This is a genomic window from Methanomassiliicoccus sp. (genome assembly GCA_012719175.1).
In the GTDB taxonomy this organism is placed as follows: domain Archaea; phylum Thermoplasmatota; class Thermoplasmata; order Methanomassiliicoccales; family Methanomassiliicoccaceae; genus UBA6.
Genome location: JAAYAX010000008.1, coordinates 53,060 through 68,428, shown reverse-complemented (window position 1 = coordinate 68,428; position 15,369 = coordinate 53,060). Strand labels below are relative to the sequence as shown.

Genomic DNA, 15,369 nt, shown 5'->3' with positions numbered 1-15,369 from the left:
AATGGACCGCGGATGCCTGAGGGCACCTGCACAAATGCAAGGTTTTCACCCTTTTAAACCGCTCCATTTATTAATCGTTGTTATTTATTTGATTCCATTTGGAATAGATATTTAGATTTTCATTCAGCAAGGAGCTTATTGTTTAAATTATCATCTATATAGATATTTTGGAAATAGATGAATATCTAGTAGCGGTATTTTTTATGAGTTCTTTTGGAAACACTCCCCCCATCGTTGATAAGGGATGATCGTCACACCATGGGCAATCGCATTCAAAAGCAGTCCCCTCCAGCGGCCTCCTGTTCTATGATTCCTCCTAGAATGACGTCACGCTTTAAATCGCAACATCCAGAGGGAAAAAAAGCAATTTTACGGTAATCAAAGATCAGCCTATTAGATTACTATAAGATTCTATATAGATGACCGAGGTATAGCAGGGAGACGGTGACGGTATATGTCGTCATTGAAATTGACCCTTGTTCCGCAGCTCCCCGATCTGGCAGAGATCCGGCAAATGAGGAAGAGACTGGACCTTTCCCAACGGGAGCTGGCATCGCTTGCGGGAGTGTCTCAATCGCTTATAGCCAAGATCGAGAAAGGGAGCATAGATCCTTCCTACGACAACGTATGCAAGATCTTCAATGCTTTCGAAGGGATCCTAAAGAAGAGGGCGTTGGAGGGGAAGAACACCGGAGCCCGCTTCACCGTGGGGGACCTGGCCACGCGGGGAGTGATATCGATCACACCCGAGGCCACCCTGGCGGAGGCGGTGGACAAAATGATGAAAGGGCGTTTCACCCAGCTGCCGGTGATGGTCGGAGAACGCATCGTGGGCGGAGTGACCGACGACCGTATACGCGATTACACCATTGAGCAGACGAGGAATCAGCGCATGTCCTACGATGATGTCATGCAGACCAAGGTGGACTCCATCATGGAGCCCCCCTTCCCCATATTGGCAGAGGACACCCCCATAGAGCTGGCATCCCTGCACCTGCAACGTGAGGAGGCGGTCCTGGTCACAAGGCGCGGCACGATCATCGGGATACTAACCAGCGCTGACTTCCTGGACCTGGGGCTGCACTGAAATCATGAAGAAGAAAGAATTGGAGCGGGCCCTGCAGCGCGTGACCCCCCACAGCCGACCCCGGCCGGACCTGGAGCAATATTCAACACCGGCGACGATAGCTGCGGACATGCTCTACACCGCCCACTCCTATGGCGATGTGGAAGGAAGGAAAGTGGTCGATCTGGGCTGCGGAGGGGGCATCCTTTCCATCGGGGCCGCTCTCCTCGGTGCGGAGTCGGTGACGGGCATCGACGTGGACCCCCATGCCATAGAGGACGCCCAGCGAAACGTCGAGGAGTCAGGGGTTAACGTGGAACTTTTTAACATGGACATCAGGGACGCGGACCTGAGAGCGGACACTGTCATAATGAACCCTCCCTTCGGGGCCCAGCGCCGTAACGCAGACCGTCCGTTCCTGGAGACGGCTCTGAGGATCGCTCCCCGGGCGTACTCCCTTCACAACGCCCGGACCCTGGACTTCCTAGAGGGAATGATCCGGGCCATGGACGCGAGAATATTCTTCCATAAAAGCTATAAATTCGAGATTCCTCATCTGTTCGAGTTCCACGACAGGAAGAAGAAAGAGATCGAAGTTGTGCTGTTGTGCATATCATCGGAAGTGACAAAATGACCAAGAAGACGGTTTTTCCCGGTGACGAAGTAGCGGTCGCCGAGGAGTACATGCCCGCAGAGGGCACTTACGAGAACGATGGCAAGATACTTGCTAGTCTCGCGGGAGACCTGGAACTGGACCAGGAGGAGAAGCTAGCCAAGGTGACCCCCAAGAACCCCCTGGTGGTGTTGAAGAACGGGGACAGCGTGTTCTGCAGGATAACCGATGTCCGTGCGAGCATGGCCATATGCGAGATATTTGCCGCGGAAGGCAAGGATAGGGACATCACCGGAGACACCTCCGCGACCATCCACATCTCCAAGCTGTCCTCGGACTACGTTCAGGAAGTAGGCAGGGAGTTCCGCCCGGGGGACCTGATCCGGGCAAAGGTCATCCAGACCAAGCCCTCGGTCCAGCTGTCAACGCAGGAGCCTCACTTCGGAGTGGTCAAGGCATCATGCCGTAAGTGCCGCGCCCCTCTCAGCGTTCATGGCAAGGCGCTCAGGTGCGAGCCGTGCGAGCGCGTGGAGAACCGCAAGGTCGCCGACGATTACGGCGACATAAACTTCTGAAACACCATCCACCAACATCTGCCTGGACGCCCTTTTGCATGTCCAGCACCTCTTTGGTATGGCCGGGAATATGCTTATATCAATGGTCAGTATTAGTCGCCAACAGGTGGAACATGACCAAGAACAACGAAGACCTCATCCGTGAGATCAATGAGCTCAAGAACGAGATGAAGCAGATGAGAGAGGTCCTGAACGTATTGTTCTCCATGGTCATGGAGTCCGATGAGGGTGAGGAAGAAGAGGTCAACTATCCCGGATTCGTTCAGGACGTACCTCGCTTCAACAACTGATCCATTTTTCTTGAGATCGGTGTAGGTCACGAAAGAACAGGACGGTACCCATGGTAAAGGTCGTCTGCCTATTGTCTGGAGGTATCGACTCCCCAGTAGCCGCATACTCGATGGGAAGGAGCGGAGCGGACCTGGTGCTCCTACACATGGACAACCGGCCTTACTGCGATGATACGGACCTCGGCAAGGTGATGGACCTCTCAGCGCAATTGGAGAGAACGCTGGGACGCAGGGTGGAGCTTTACACCGCTCCGCATGGTCCGAGCCAGCTTCAGATATACGAACGTTGCCAGCGCAACCTCCAGTGCGTCCTGTGCAAGCGCACCATGCTCAAGGTGGCCAGGAACGTGGCGCGGAGGATCGGTGCCGACGCGGTCGTAACCGGGGAATCCCTAGGGCAGGTAGCCTCCCAGACCCTCCACAACCTGGTCTCAGAGCAGGCCGGCCTGGGCTTCCCCGTGCTGAGGCCCCTGATCGGCCTGGACAAGCTGGAGATCGAGAGCATCGCCAGACGCATCGGCACCTATGAGATATCGATAAGGAGGTCCAATCCCTGCAACTTGGTGCCCTACCGTCCAGCTACCATTACCACGCCCGATCTGATGAGGGCTCAGGAGGAGAGATTGGACCTAGAATCGGTGGCGCGCCGCGCGGCTGAAGAGGCCGTCCCCCTCAGAACAGCGAGCAGCTTTCCAGCCTAGTCTCATCGAGCATATCGGGAGTGACCCTATCGATATATCTGGCCTGTACCCTGGAGATGTAAAGCGTGTTCTGCCCCACCTTTACCTTGAGATCGGTATCCTTGGGTGGTTTCACTGTTGTAGGGACGATCACCGGTCCAGAGCAGGAGGTGGAGACCCTGTAGTCCCTCTTGTTATGCAAGATGAAATCAATGACCTCCTGATCGACCGTTATGCGTTGCATTGTACGGCATTATCGGGTTCGTATATTACGGTTACGAACCTATTTGTCGGCCCTGCGACATGTGTGCGTTCGTGCGATACGTTCTAGACACCTCGGCACTGTTCTCCATGCAGGACCTTCCTCCAGGAGAGGTGCATGTGACCCCAGGGGTATTGCGGGAGCTGCGCAAGTACAATGACCCAAGGCTCCGGTACTGGGAGGACCTTCTGAACGTCTCCTCGCCCGGTCCCGCCGCTGTCGAGGAGGTAAGGGAGGCGGCACGGAGGACAGGGGACGATGCAAGGCTGTCCCCCACTGACGTGGAGGTCCTGGCACTGGCGGCAGAGATCAAGGCCTTCTTGCTTACCGATGACTACTCCATTCAGAACGTCGCCAGGGTCATGGGTGTGAAGCATATGGGAGTGGGGTTGAAAGAGATAAAAGAGGTAGTAAAGTGGAAGTACCGGTGCACCGGCTGCCGTAAAGTATGGGATGAGAACCACCCTGACTGTCCCGTCTGCGGCAGCGCGCTGCGCTCCTTCCGGTCACGGGAATGAAGGCCTGCACCTGAGGATGTTACCCATCCTCCTCTCTCCCAGGACCATCATGGAGAACTCCAGGCGCCGGGCGCTCCCAAAGAAGAAGGAGGCCAGCCATTGAGTGTGGACCGCGGTCCGCAGGGGTTTGTACACTTGGTCCCTGCACAGCTCTTCGTAGCGGGATAGCGGTGTTCCTTTGTTGACGCGTTCCGCGGCCACCCGGCCTGCAAGGCGCCCGCATATCATGGCGATGGGGACCCCTCCGCCGTTTACTGCTATCACATGGCCGGCAGCATCGCCTACCAGCATGCCGTCCTCGGTGCACGACCGGGCGATGGGCCCGCTGGAGGGAACGTACTTGCCCATCATCCTCCCCACGGTCTCCAATTTCCTGGTCCTAACGAAGTCCTGGAAGTAGTCTCCCGCCCTCTTCTTGGCCCATCTCGGGGAGATCCCCGCCCCCACATTGGCGCCCTTCGCCTTGGGCAACACCCAGGCATATGCTCCAGGGGCGATCCCGAAGTGCATCTCCATGACCGGCTCGAAGTCTCCCACGGCCTGCTGGGTCACCGCAGGGTACAGCTCCTTGTTGGGCGGGAGGCCAAGGCCCTTGGCCACCCGAGATACCGGGCCGTCCGCTCCCACGATGACCTTCGCCCGATATACCTCGTCCCGCGTCCTGACCTCGTTCCCCTGCACCGAGGTCACCAGAGCATCGGTGAGCACGGTGGCCCCGGCCTTCTGGGCCTTGGACGCGAGGTGCTTGTCAAAGCGGTCCCTGTCCGTTGTGTATCCATCGAAGGGGATGTTCCAGGGGCGATCCCGGGGTGAGTAGATGCGGAACGTCTCCATGGGCCTGGAGATCAAGTTGGAGGGTACCTCGAAAAGGGGGTGCAGATCATCGGCCTTGGGGATTATGGCCTTGACCTCCTCGGTCGAGGGAAGGAACTCCCCGCACGCTACTGGCTCCCCCACCGCCTTCTTCCTTTCCAGGACCAGTACCCGGGCCCCTCCGAGGGCGGCGTACTCGGCCGTGGTGCTGCCTGCCGGCCCTGCTCCCACTACGACCACATCATAGTCGGTGTTCATCAGTTACTACGCTCCAGCACCGTGGCCGCCAGCTCCCTCAGGCTGTCGCGGTACTTGGAAGAAGGTATCTCATCCAGGGAGCTCAAGGCCTTGTCCCTGAAGGCCGCCGCATTCTTCCTGGCCTCATCCACAGCTCCGCTGGAACGCACCAAGGCCAGGGCCTCATCGACCTCTTCCTTTGTTTTCTTGGGCGCGCTGAAGATCTCCCGGATGCGTTCGCTCTCCTTTCCCTTCCCATGCATGGCGATCATCAGGGGAAGGTTGGCCTTGCTGTCCATTATGTCCATTCCCAGCGGTTTCCCGATGGCAGTCTCCTTACCATCGATGTCCAGGATGTCGTCCACGATCTGGAACGCATAGCCTATGTTCAGCCCGTACTTTCCCAGAGCATCTATCTGGTCAACCGAACCCTTGCCGAAATAAGCTCCCACCATCGCGCTCGCCATTATGGGTCGAGCGGTCTTACCGTCGATGATGCTCATGTACGTCTCCAAGGGCAAGCTGGAATCCCGCTCGACATCCAGCTGCAGGATCTCGCTCTCGGCCATGGCGCTACAGGCATCAGCCACAATTTCCACGATCTCCCGGCTATCGTGGGAAGCACCCAAACGGAACCCCTGGACGAACAGGAAGTCACCAGTGATGATGGCGTTCTGGATCCCGTATCTCTTGTAAGCGGCGATGCGGCCCCGTCGGGTGTCCGAACCGTCATTTATGTCATCATGAATGAGAGTGGCAGAGTGAATAAGCTCGACCCCGGCGGAGACCTTGATCACGCTTCCGGTGTCCTCCCCTCCCACAGCGCGGAAGGAGAGAAGAGCGACTCCAGGCCGCAGCCTCTTGCCGCCCCCCTGGATGACGTGCATGGCGATCTCTCTGAGAAGGGGCTGCCTCGAGCTGGCGCTCCTCACGATCTCCTCTTCTACAAGGCGGAGCTCGTCCTTTATATGAGCGTCCCAGCTTGCCATGCGCGAGATAATACGGAGGGATTACTTAATCGTTATTGGCCTGGCGAAATAGAAATGAAAGGTATCAGCGTCCTCCAAGACGGCACACGCCTCGGTTGGCTTTGTCCATCTCAGGATCCAAGGGCGGTCTGAGACCTCATGAAAGAGATTGAAGCACCCGCAAGGCTATATCCCTCCGGTTCCGAAGGTATTGCCATGCAAGAAATGATGGAGGAGGATGAGACGCCGAAGGTGAAAGCCTTCATGAGAGGAGACCCTCCCAGGTTACCGAGCGACGGTTCATTGGAGGACGTCCTGAACGAGATGACCGAGAAGAACAGCAGCCTGGTCCTAGTGATGGATGGTGACGAGCTGCTGGGAATGGTGGGGGACAATGACATCGGGCGCCTGGTGGCCAAGGGGGTGAACTTGAAGGAAGCGAAGATGATGGACTTCATCGCAGCTTGCATGCTAACCGGTAACCAACCCTGCGTTCAGATCCGAGATGAGGACACCATACTCAACGCATTGAGGGTGATGGACCTGTCGAACGCCACCAGCCTGGTGGTGGTTGATAAAAACGATAAGGTGGTCGGGACCATATCCGTCCTCGACGCCCTAAGAGGTTGGAAAGAAAAGGTTTGAATTGCTCTCTTATCCGGCGAAAAGTGTTCTCGCGGCCTGATCGCAGATATCTAGCACGGGGTCGGGCCACACACCGAGGACGATGGTCGCTATGACGCAGATGGCAACAGCGGCGGTCATCGACCAGGGGATCTTGATCTTCTCCTTTGTGGACCCCTCGTCGACATACATGTACTTGATCACGCGGACGTAATAGTACAGGGACAGCGCGCTGTTGAGAATGGCCGCCATAGCAAGCCAGAACATCCAGTTCTGATCCGCGATCTGCGAAGCATCGATGGCCGCAGAGAACAGGACGAACTTGCTCACGAACCCGGACAGGGGCGGAATGCCGGCCAGGGCGAAGAGCAGCAGCGTCATAGAGATCGCCAGGAACGGAGCCCTCTTGGCCAGTCCCTTGTAGTTGGCGATGTTCTCTCCCAGCGCCACATATGCGAGCGAGGCCACGATCATGAAAGCCCCGCCCTTCATGAAGGCATGGGTGATGATGTGGAATATGCTGCCCTCGACCGCATAGGGCGTGGCGACCGCTAGCGCGATGATCATGTAACCCGCTTGACCCACCGAAGAATAGGCCAGCATCCTCTTGATATTGGTCTGCTGGACCGCGATGACGTTCCCGACCGTCATGGTCAGTACCGCCACCACTCCCGCCAGTAGCTGCCAGTCCGCCTTGATGGCGATAAGGCCAACCAGGAAGACCTTGAACAGGAGGACCATGCCCATCTTTTTAGAGCCTGCTGCGAGCAGACCGGCGATGGGATCAGGAGCTCCCTCATAGACATCCGGGGCCCACATGTGGAACGGAACAAGGGCTACCTTGAAACCGAAACCAGCTATCAGAAGGCCGATGGCAAGGAGCAAGGCGATGTCCAGTCCCGAGCCCATTCCGGCCAGGGCGGTGTTGATGCCTGCGATGTTGGTCGTACCCGTTATTCCATACAGCAGAGATATGCCGTAAAGGGCTAAGGCTGACGACAACCCACCGATGACATAGTACTTCGCACCAGCCTCCGCACCCCTCTTGTCCTTCTTGCGGAAGGCAGCGAGGGCGAAGGTGGAGATGGAGGCGACCTCGAGGCCCGCGAACAGGGCTATCAGGTCCACGGCCATGGCCACGACCATCATGCCAGCGGTGGCCAGCAGGATGAGCGAGAAGTACTCTGCCTGGTGGCGGTCCTTCTCTACGTACCTGGCCGAGGCCAAGGACACGTAGAAGGCGACAGCCAGGAACACCAATGCGAACAGTGCCGCGAACACATCCAGCCTCAGCAGCTCCACGGAGGCGCCGCCGATGGCAGGGGGATACTCACCGGATACAATATGCATCAGCACCAGGGCCATGGTCACAGCTATGCCCACCAGGGAAACGCCGGCCAGCACGCGGCTGGACTTGGCGACGGCGTGTACCGCAGGAAGGGCGGCGGCGAACACCACCATGACCAGTACGGGATATAGTGCGCTGTAATCGATTGCCATTTTAGATCACCGCCGCAAGGGGTGCAACCGACGGCAAGATGATGTCCATGATGAGGGACGGGAAGATACCGAACAGAGCTATGAGCCCGATGAGGACTGCCAGCGGCACGGTCTCGAACCAGTACGAGTCATGGATGTGCTTGGTGTCGATCTTTGTAGTCAGATCCCCGAATATGGTCCTCTGCATGGCCCATATGTAATAGGCCGCAGTGATTGCGACGCTCATTACCGGTATCAGCACCCACAGATCGAAAGCGTCGTAGGTGGCGGTGAACACCGAGAACTCGGCAATGAAACCGACCAGTCCGGGAAGCCCAAGAGAGGCCATGAAGCCAATCATCATGATGGTGGCCACGATGGGCATCTTCGGTGCCAGTCCTCCTAGCAGGGGTATCTCTCTCGTACCCACCTTATGCTGGAACATGCCGCAGGTCATGAAGAGAACTGCCGTGATCAGACCATGAGAGAACATCTGGAACACGGCGGCTGCCAGCCCCAGCTCGGTCATGGTGGCGATACCTAGCAGGACTATCCCCATGTGGCTGATGGAGGAGTAGGCGACCATCTTCTTGAGGTCGGTCTGCGCCAGGCAGGCGAACGCCCCATAGATGATGGACACTACGCCGATCACGGCCAAGGCCACCATGATAGTGGCCTCATGGGAAAGATCGTTGAAGGTGGTCACACAGACCCTTATCACTCCGTACGACCCCATTTTCAGCAGGAGGCCGGCCAGAAGGACCGACCCTGCGGTAGGGGCCTGCACGTGCGCGTCCGGCAACCAAGTGTGGAACGGCACCATCGGCATCTTGACGATGAAGCCGAACAGTAGCGCCGAGAACACGATCAGAGCTAGATCGTGACCGAAGCTGCCTGCCACCGAAGCGATCGCCTCCATGCCAAAGCTCGGAGAGCCCAGCAGGGGAGATGCGGTGAAGTACAGGGCGAAGATACCGAGCAGCATCACCAGCGACGCTATGTGAGTGTATATGAAGAATTTTATCGAGGCGTAAGCCCGGCTAGGCCCTCCCCATATCGCTATGAGGAAATACATGGGTATGAGGACGACCTCCCAGAACACGTAGAACAGGAAGTAGTCCAGGGCCATGAAGACGCCCAGCACCCCCACTTCCAGTATGAGCATGAGGCTCATGTAGGTCCTGGTCCTCTCTTCCACGTCCCACGAGAACAGGATGGAGAGGAACACCAGTAAGGTGGACAGGAAGACCATTGGTAGGCTGATCCCGTCCACTGCCAGGTTGTACGATATCCCCAGCTGCTGGATCCACACGTAGTTCTCCCTGAACTGGAACGCATCAGCGGAGCTCAACGAGAAGTTGAACAGCAGGAGCACCGATAGGATCAACGTTATCCCCGAGAAGACCAAGGCCATGTACTTGGCGACCTTGGGCGACGTTCCCAGCAGGAGGGTCGCCATCGCTCCGATGAACGGGACGATCAACAGCAGGGACAATATGGGTACGTTCTCTAACATCTAAATCAGGCCTCCGAGTAAAAAGAGGAGGATTACTATCAGCGAGACACCCGCCAATACTACTCCTGCATAGGTCTGAACGAACCCGGTCTGCCCCTTTCTCAGGACGTTGCCCAGGCGCACCGTGATGCTGGCGAAGCCGTTCACGATGCCATCGATGACCTTGCGGTCGAACCAATCCACTACGAGCGACATACCGTACACGACCTTCAGGCCGATCCAGTCATATCCCGCGGTGAAGCCGTATCGGGCCAGGAGGAAGTCATAGACCTTCTTGCGCGCGGGGGTGGCCACGAACACATCGGGGTTGATGGACTTCTTCATGTACATCAGGTAGGCCAGATAGATACCTACGACCGCCGCGATGATGGACAGATAGGTCTGCCACTCCGAGAATATGGTGGTCAATATGCCCACTGCGTCCTCGGCGTGGGGATGCCAGCCTTCTATACCGGGGATGATGGCCTCCCCGAAGCCCATGAACAGGGCGAAACCCGAGCCGAACGCCAGGATGGCGAGGATGGCCAGGGGCACCCACATCACCTTGGGGGCCTCGTGTGCATGGTCGTATGCATGATGGTCACGGGGCTCTCCCTTGAAGGTCATGAACCATAGGCGGAACATGTAGAACGCGGTCATGAACGCGGTCAGTATGCCCATGATGTAGAGCAGGTAGAATATGGGATTCTCCGCTCCCGTCTCCCACACCGAAGCCAGGATCTCGTCCTTGGACCAGAAACCGGACAGCGGCGGGATACCGGCGATGGAGATGCAACCTATCAGCATCACCAGGGAAGTGATCTTCAGCTTCTTCGACAGTCCCCCCATTAATCGCATGTCCTCCGTGTGCACGGCATGGATGACAGCGCCCGCGCTCAGGAAGAGCAGGGCCTTGAAGAACGCATGGTTCATCAGGTGGAACATGCCGGAGGTGTATCCAGCGTTGACCTCCTGGGTCATGGCGAAGAAGTAACCGCCCGTACCTAGTGCCAGGAACATGTATCCCAGCTGGCTGATGGTAGAGTAGGCCAGAACCCTCTTGATATTAGGGTTGTTCAGCGCCATGGTCGCGGCCATCAACGCAGTTATGCCTCCGACGATAGCGACTATGAGCATCGTGTCCGGGGTCTCTACCATCACGGGGTAGGAACGGGCCACAAGGTACACACCGGCCTTGACCATGGTAGCAGCATGGATAAGGGCCGAGACCGTGGTCGGGCCCTCCATGGCATCAGGAAGCCAGTCGTGCAGGGGGAACTGGGCGGACTTACCGACCGCACCTCCAAAGATGAAGAAGGTGCCGAGGGTCAGCATGCTGTTCCCGCCGACGAAGTCCTCGAAGTTAAAGTTGAATATGTGCTCGTAGTCCAGATTCCCGCCGAAGCCGACGAAGAAGATGAACAGGCCGAGCATCAACATTATGTCGCCAACCCTGGTGACCAGGAAGGCCTTCTTGGCCGCGGAGGCGGCGGAGGGCTTGGTGTACCAGAACCCGATGAGCAGGTAAGAGCACAGGCCCACCAGCTCCCAGAAGATGAACATCTGCAGGTAGTTGGACGCCAGGACCAGGCCGAGCATCACACCGATGAACAGGGAGATGACCGCGTAATAGCGGCGCTTCTTCTCTCCCTCCTCATGCATGTACCCGACGGAGTAGATGACTACCAGGGTGGATATGAAGGACACCACGATCAGCATCAGGGCGGCCAAGGTATCGATGTAGATGCCCATGTTGAAGGTGAAGCTGATGTCCTGTCCGGGGACGTTTATCCACAACAGGCTCTGCCTGAAAACCTCACCAGGGTATCCGCCGCTAAGTATCTCGTAAGCTACCATCAGGGATATGAAGCAGGAAATCGCCGCCATGGCGATCGCCACATACCCGCCTCCTTCAGCTTTCTTGAACAATTTGTTCCCCAGGAACCCGACGATCACGAACGCGATCAGCGGAAATATGGGGATCAACCAGGCTAACTCGCTCCAATACACTATTACCACCTCAGGAGGCTGACCTCATCGAGGCCGATGGTGTCCCGGGTCTTGTATAGGTTCATTATGATGGCCAGACCGACCGCGACCTCGGCCGCCGCGATGGCGATGGACACGAGAGCGAACACTTGTCCGGTCAGGTCATTGTAATAGGCGGAGAAGGCCACGAAGTTGATGTTAGCCGCATTGAGCATCAGCTCGATGCACATCAGCACCACGATGGCGTTCTTCTTCACAAGCACGCCCATGGCCCCAATCGCGAAAAGGATCGCAGATAGACCCAGGAAGTACTCTATTGGTATCATCTCTTATCCTCCTCCTGGGCCAGATATACGCCTCCCAGCATGGAGACGAACAGCACGATGCCGACGATCATGACCACGATGCCGTACTCGTTGAAGAGCAGGTCAGAGAGATCGTTGGTGTTGGTCGAACCAAGGTTCCCGGCCGGCCACTGGGCCGCCAGTATGGATCCCAGGATCATTACCAGGAACAACACGAGGGTGCCGGCGAGAAGCGCATTACGCTTATTCACAGCGGTCACCTCCCAGCAGACGGCGCTTCGTCAACATGATCCCGAACAACATCAGGACCGACACCGCACCGACGTAGATCATGATCTGGACCACTGCCAGATATTCAGCGTTCAGGAAGATATAGGTAAAACCGATGCATAGGAACACCAGCGCTAGGAACACCACACTGCGCACGACCTCCTTGGACCAGACGACTGCGAGGGCAGCCCCGATGGCCACAGCGGAGATGAACAGGAATATGATCAGGTCCCACTCGAGCGGCAATTACAACACCTCCGACATGGTGAGGGCATCCTTGGGACATACTTCCACACAGGTCTCGCAGGAGACGCACTTCTCCTTGTCGATGACCGGCCGCTTGATCGGCCTGCCCTTCTCATTCACTCCGAACTCTTTCATCACAATCGCCTCTGTCGGGCAGTCCTTAGCACATCGCGAGCAGCTGATGCACTTCTTATCCTCCAATATCGGAAGGTCCTTGTTCTCAGTATTGGGCCGGGGAACAACACCTTCCTTCTTCAGCTCGGAGGGTAGCACTTCAATGATGTGGACCTCGTTCCCGGGAACACCGGGGAACTGCAGTTTGTACGGATCGTAGATGATATCCTCCCTGGTCCATGATGCCAACTCGTACTCTGGCGTGACTATCATGGCGTTGGTTGGGCAGTATTCCGCGCAGTATCCGCACATCATGCACCGACCCACGTTCACCCGGGGCCGCTTGACCTTTCCTGCTGGCTTGTCCTCTTCCTTCTTGAGGTCATCAACACTCACTAGGTCGATGCAGCGAGTAGGGCAGATGCGTACGCAGATGCCACAGCCGATGCATTTGTCGAACAACAGCCCCGGTCGGCCGCGGAACACGTCAGGCAGAATGATCTTCTCCCACGGGTATTGGACGGTCTGAGGCCGGTTGATGGTCGCCTTTATGGTTTGCTTAAGGGTGAGCAACATCGGCTTAAGGATGAATCCAGTAAGCCCCAGCTCCTTCTCTTTCCTAGTCTTCTGGGCTTCTGCCATTTAGAACCACCCCAGGGTTTTGAATATTATTGCGATGAAGATGTTGATCGTCGCCAAGGGCAGTAACCTCTTCCAGCCTATGGACAGGATCTGGTCGGTCCTGACCCTCGGCATCGCGCCTCTGATCCAGATGAACAGACCGAAGACCGCGAACACCTTGGCCAGGAACCATAGTTCACTGGGAATGAACTGCAGGAAGGAAGGCATGTCCCAGCCACCGAGGAACAGCAACGTTGCGATCGATGCTCCGACGAAGCCACGGGCATACTCGGACATCATGATGAGACCGAACTTCATGCCTCCGAACTCGGTCATCCATCCCTCTACGAGCTCCGCCTCTGCTTCCGGAAGGTCGAAGGGAACCCTCTCCAGCTCGGCGTTCATAGAGATTATGAACGTTACGAAGCCCAGGATCATCGGAACAACCATCCAGATATGGGCCTGTTGGTAGGCCACGATGTCCATGAAGTTCAGGCTACCGGCCAGTATGATGACGCCGACAACGGATAGCAACAATGGTATCTCGTACGCAATTATTTGCGCGGCGGCACGGAGTCCACCAATGAGCGTGTACTTGTTATTGGAAGCCCATCCTCCGATAAGTACTCCGAAGGGGACCAGGCTGAAGATGGCCAATGTGAGCAGGACGCTCATTTCTGGATCGGCCACATAGAATCCCGGGCTGTAGGGGATGGTCACGAACAAGAACAGGGAAACGCCGATGATGATGACCGGTGCCGCATTATAGACCAAGGCATCGGCCGCATCAGGGATGATGGCCTCCTTGACCAGCACCTTAAGGGCATCAGCGAAGTTCTGGAAAAGACCGATAGGTCCGACCTGGGTACCGCGGCGGTCCATCAGACGACCTAGCGTCTTACGCTCTTGCCAGATATGGGTGATCGCCACCAACATGCCGACCGTGAAAACGATCAGTGCGACCAGCAAGATGGTAACGAAGTTCAGTACCCCGGGGCTGCCCAACCAGCTCTCTAGTCCGTGGAAACCTATCCATCCGAGGATGGGTCCGATTATGTCCACGTGGAGCCAATGAACAAGGCCGCCGAGGAATTGCCAAATATCGAGGTACATCTAGATCACCTGTCCGTCTCACCCATGCATACATCGAGCATTCCCATGATCGCAGGAACGTCCGCGACCTTGTAACCCTTGAGCATGTGAGGTGCCGCGGAGAGGGTAACAAAGAACGGACTTCTCACTTTCAGACGGTAAGGCTTGTCGGATCCGTCCCCGATCACATACATGAAACTCTCTCCCCGGGGGTCCTCCATCCTCCCGATACCGGTTCCCTCAGGCGCGTTGCGTGGCGTCTTGACCCTGATAGGTCCGGTCTTGGGCATATTCTTGAGGATCTCCCTTACGATATGAACGGACATGCGCATCTCGTCGATGCGGACCCGGTATCTGGCGTAAACGTCGCCTTCATCACGGGTGCACATATGCCAGTCGATCTCATCATAGATCTCGTAGGGATCGTTCTCGCGAACATCGAACTTTACACCACTGCCTCTAAGGCTGGGGCCAGTGACCCCGAGGTTCACGGCATCCTTGCCGGACATGTATGCCAACCCTTCCATTCTCATGCGGAAGAGGGCATTGCGGTCCACTAGGTCCTCGTACTCGTTGATCCTCTTCTCAAAGTAGTCCAGAGTGCGGAGGACGTCCCTCTCCCAGTTGGGCGGGGCATCGTTCCTCACGCCGCCTATCCTGCAGTAGTTATATGTCATCCTGGCGCCGCACAGGGCCTGGAAGAGATCTAGGAACATCTCCCTTTCCCTGACCGCGTACAGGAAGATGGTCAGGTTACCCAGGTCCGGACCGATGGCCGCCAGCCACATCAGGTGGTTACCGATCCTTTGAAGCTCATCGGACATGGCCCTGATCCACTTGGCCTTCTCCGGCACTTCCAGACCCATGAGGTCCTCAACCGCCATGCAGTAGACATGGCTCCAGGTGAACGAGGAGCCGTAGCAGAGGCGGTCGGACATGGGGATGATCTGAGGGTAGGTACGGTTCTCGACCTCCTTCTCCCAGCCGCGGTGAAGATAGCCGATGATGGGCTCAGAATCTGTAATGGTCTCTCCGTCGACCTTGATCCTCAAGTTCCACAACCCGTGGGTCATGGGATGCTGAGGACCCATGTTGATCCACATCTCTGGCAT

19 protein-coding genes are annotated in these 15,369 nt (G+C 56.9%); 7 read left to right on the top strand and 12 right to left on the bottom strand.

Annotated elements, in window-relative coordinates; translation table 11 throughout:
* Nucleotides 1–514: 514 nt before the first annotated feature.
* From GXX95_06915 to GXX95_06895, 5 genes are all read left to right on the top strand, one after another.
* Complete coding sequence (locus GXX95_06915; GenBank protein NLT37872.1) at nucleotides 515–1,087, top strand: CBS domain-containing protein; 573 nt, start codon at nucleotides 515–517, stop codon at nucleotides 1,085–1,087.
* A gap of 4 nt (nucleotides 1,088–1,091) precedes the next feature.
* Nucleotides 1,092–1,700 (top strand): methyltransferase, encoded by a 609-nt coding sequence (locus tag GXX95_06910; protein ID NLT37871.1) that lies wholly within the window; start codon nucleotides 1,092–1,094, stop codon nucleotides 1,698–1,700.
* The gene (locus GXX95_06905; protein ID NLT37870.1) at nucleotides 1,697–2,254 is read left to right on the top strand and encodes an exosome complex RNA-binding protein Csl4; all 558 of its coding nucleotides are present in this window, start codon (nucleotides 1,697–1,699) and stop codon (nucleotides 2,252–2,254) included. Before GXX95_06910 ends, GXX95_06905 begins: the two co-directional genes overlap by 4 nt.
* Nucleotides 2,255–2,367: 113 nt before the next feature.
* Nucleotides 2,368–2,544 (top strand): hypothetical protein, encoded by a 177-nt coding sequence (locus GXX95_06900; protein NLT37869.1) that lies wholly within the window; start codon nucleotides 2,368–2,370, stop codon nucleotides 2,542–2,544.
* A 50-nt stretch (nucleotides 2,545–2,594) separates the two neighbouring features.
* On the top strand, nucleotides 2,595–3,245 hold the full coding sequence (locus tag GXX95_06895) for a tRNA 4-thiouridine(8) synthase ThiI (GenBank protein NLT37868.1): 651 nt from the start codon (nucleotides 2,595–2,597) through the stop codon (nucleotides 3,243–3,245).
* On the opposite strand, the gene GXX95_06890 is transcribed toward GXX95_06895, so the two are convergent.
* Complete coding sequence (locus GXX95_06890; protein ID NLT37867.1) at nucleotides 3,217–3,468, bottom strand: hypothetical protein; 252 nt, start codon at nucleotides 3,466–3,468, stop codon at nucleotides 3,217–3,219. The two genes, GXX95_06895 and GXX95_06890, sit on opposite strands and share 29 nt — an antisense overlap.
* A gap of 71 nt (nucleotides 3,469–3,539) precedes the next feature.
* Here GXX95_06890 and GXX95_06885 point away from each other — a divergent pair, with 71 nt between their 5' ends.
* Complete coding sequence (locus GXX95_06885) at nucleotides 3,540–4,004, top strand: nucleic acid-binding protein (protein ID NLT37866.1); 465 nt, start codon at nucleotides 3,540–3,542, stop codon at nucleotides 4,002–4,004.
* Here the strand turns inward: GXX95_06885 and GXX95_06880 are convergent.
* Both GXX95_06880 and GXX95_06875 read right to left on the bottom strand, forming a co-directional pair.
* Complete coding sequence (locus GXX95_06880) at nucleotides 3,993–5,075, bottom strand: NAD(P)/FAD-dependent oxidoreductase (GenBank protein ID NLT37865.1); 1,083 nt, start codon at nucleotides 5,073–5,075, stop codon at nucleotides 3,993–3,995. The two genes, GXX95_06885 and GXX95_06880, sit on opposite strands and share 12 nt — an antisense overlap.
* Nucleotides 5,075–6,043, bottom strand: coding sequence for a polyprenyl synthetase family protein (locus GXX95_06875; GenBank protein NLT37864.1), 969 nt, complete (start codon nucleotides 6,041–6,043; stop codon nucleotides 5,075–5,077). Before GXX95_06875 ends, GXX95_06880 begins: the two co-directional genes overlap by 1 nt.
* Nucleotides 6,044–6,238: 195 nt before the next feature.
* On the opposite strand from GXX95_06875, the gene GXX95_06870 reads away from it, so the two are divergent.
* Entirely contained in the window at nucleotides 6,239–6,667 is a 429-nt protein-coding gene (locus tag GXX95_06870; protein ID NLT37863.1) for a CBS domain-containing protein, read from the top strand.
* Nucleotides 6,668–6,676: 9 nt separating this feature from the next.
* Here GXX95_06870 and GXX95_06865 read toward each other — a convergent pair whose 3' ends face one another.
* The 9 genes from GXX95_06865 to GXX95_06825 are packed head-to-tail and all read right to left on the bottom strand — an operon-like array spanning nucleotide 6,677 to nucleotide 15,369.
* A complete protein-coding gene (locus GXX95_06865) occupies nucleotides 6,677–8,146 on the bottom strand; it encodes an NADH-quinone oxidoreductase subunit N (GenBank protein NLT37862.1) in 1,470 nt (489 codons plus the stop codon).
* A gap of 1 nt (nucleotide 8,147) precedes the next feature.
* The gene (locus GXX95_06860; GenBank protein NLT37861.1) at nucleotides 8,148–9,641 is read right to left on the bottom strand and encodes a NuoM family protein; all 1,494 of its coding nucleotides are present in this window, start codon (nucleotides 9,639–9,641) and stop codon (nucleotides 8,148–8,150) included.
* Nucleotides 9,642–11,630 carry an NADH-quinone oxidoreductase subunit L gene (gene nuoL / locus GXX95_06855; GenBank protein NLT37860.1) on the bottom strand — a complete coding sequence of 663 codons (1,989 nt, stop codon included), beginning with the start codon at nucleotides 11,628–11,630 and terminating at the stop codon, nucleotides 9,642–9,644.
* A gap of 2 nt (nucleotides 11,631–11,632) precedes the next feature.
* Nucleotides 11,633–11,935 (bottom strand): NADH-quinone oxidoreductase subunit NuoK, encoded by a 303-nt coding sequence (gene nuoK, locus GXX95_06850; protein NLT37859.1) that lies wholly within the window; start codon nucleotides 11,933–11,935, stop codon nucleotides 11,633–11,635.
* On the bottom strand, nucleotides 11,932–12,165 hold the full coding sequence (locus GXX95_06845; protein ID NLT37858.1) for an NADH-quinone oxidoreductase subunit J: 234 nt from the start codon (nucleotides 12,163–12,165) through the stop codon (nucleotides 11,932–11,934). Before GXX95_06845 ends, nuoK begins: the two co-directional genes overlap by 4 nt.
* Nucleotides 12,158–12,430 carry a short chain dehydrogenase gene (locus GXX95_06840; protein ID NLT37857.1) on the bottom strand — a complete coding sequence of 91 codons (273 nt, stop codon included), beginning with the start codon at nucleotides 12,428–12,430 and terminating at the stop codon, nucleotides 12,158–12,160. Before GXX95_06840 ends, GXX95_06845 begins: the two co-directional genes overlap by 8 nt.
* Nucleotides 12,431–13,186, bottom strand: coding sequence for a 4Fe-4S binding protein (locus GXX95_06835; GenBank protein ID NLT37856.1), 756 nt, complete (start codon nucleotides 13,184–13,186; stop codon nucleotides 12,431–12,433). It lies immediately after the preceding gene.
* Nucleotides 13,187–14,278, bottom strand: coding sequence for an NADH-quinone oxidoreductase subunit NuoH (gene nuoH / locus GXX95_06830; protein ID NLT37855.1), 1,092 nt, complete (start codon nucleotides 14,276–14,278; stop codon nucleotides 13,187–13,189). It abuts the gene before it with no gap.
* Nucleotides 14,279–14,283: 5 nt separating this feature from the next.
* Nucleotides 14,284–15,369, bottom strand: coding sequence for an NADH-quinone oxidoreductase subunit D (locus GXX95_06825; GenBank protein ID NLT37854.1), 1,086 nt, complete (start codon nucleotides 15,367–15,369; stop codon nucleotides 14,284–14,286).

Coding starts and splice junctions, on each gene's coding strand:
- GXX95_06870 (NLT37863.1), top strand. CDS start 6,239: ATGCAAGAAATGATGGAGGAGGATGAGACGCCGAAGGTGAAAGCCTTC.
- GXX95_06900 (NLT37869.1), top strand. CDS start 2,368: ATGACCAAGAACAACGAAGACCTCATCCGTGAGATCAATGAGCTCAAG.
- GXX95_06910 (NLT37871.1), top strand. CDS start 1,092: ATGAAGAAGAAAGAATTGGAGCGGGCCCTGCAGCGCGTGACCCCCCAC.
- nuoK (NLT37859.1), bottom strand. CDS start 11,935: ATGATACCAATAGAGTACTTCCTGGGTCTATCTGCGATCCTTTTCGCG.
- GXX95_06880 (NLT37865.1), bottom strand. CDS start 5,075: ATGAACACCGACTATGATGTGGTCGTAGTGGGAGCAGGGCCGGCAGGC.
- GXX95_06825 (NLT37854.1), bottom strand. CDS start 15,369: ATGCCAGAGATGTGGATCAACATGGGTCCTCAGCATCCCATGACCCAC.
- GXX95_06890 (NLT37867.1), bottom strand. CDS start 3,468: ATGCAACGCATAACGGTCGATCAGGAGGTCATTGATTTCATCTTGCAT.
- nuoH (NLT37855.1), bottom strand. CDS start 14,278: ATGTACCTCGATATTTGGCAATTCCTCGGCGGCCTTGTTCATTGGCTC.
- GXX95_06905 (NLT37870.1), top strand. CDS start 1,697: ATGACCAAGAAGACGGTTTTTCCCGGTGACGAAGTAGCGGTCGCCGAG.
- GXX95_06865 (NLT37862.1), bottom strand. CDS start 8,146: ATGGCAATCGATTACAGCGCACTATATCCCGTACTGGTCATGGTGGTG.
- GXX95_06860 (NLT37861.1), bottom strand. CDS start 9,641: ATGTTAGAGAACGTACCCATATTGTCCCTGCTGTTGATCGTCCCGTTC.
- GXX95_06895 (NLT37868.1), top strand. CDS start 2,595: ATGGTAAAGGTCGTCTGCCTATTGTCTGGAGGTATCGACTCCCCAGTA.
- GXX95_06915 (NLT37872.1), top strand. CDS start 515: ATGAGGAAGAGACTGGACCTTTCCCAACGGGAGCTGGCATCGCTTGCG.
- GXX95_06835 (NLT37856.1), bottom strand. CDS start 13,186: ATGGCAGAAGCCCAGAAGACTAGGAAAGAGAAGGAGCTGGGGCTTACT.
- GXX95_06875 (NLT37864.1), bottom strand. CDS start 6,043: ATGGCAAGCTGGGACGCTCATATAAAGGACGAGCTCCGCCTTGTAGAA.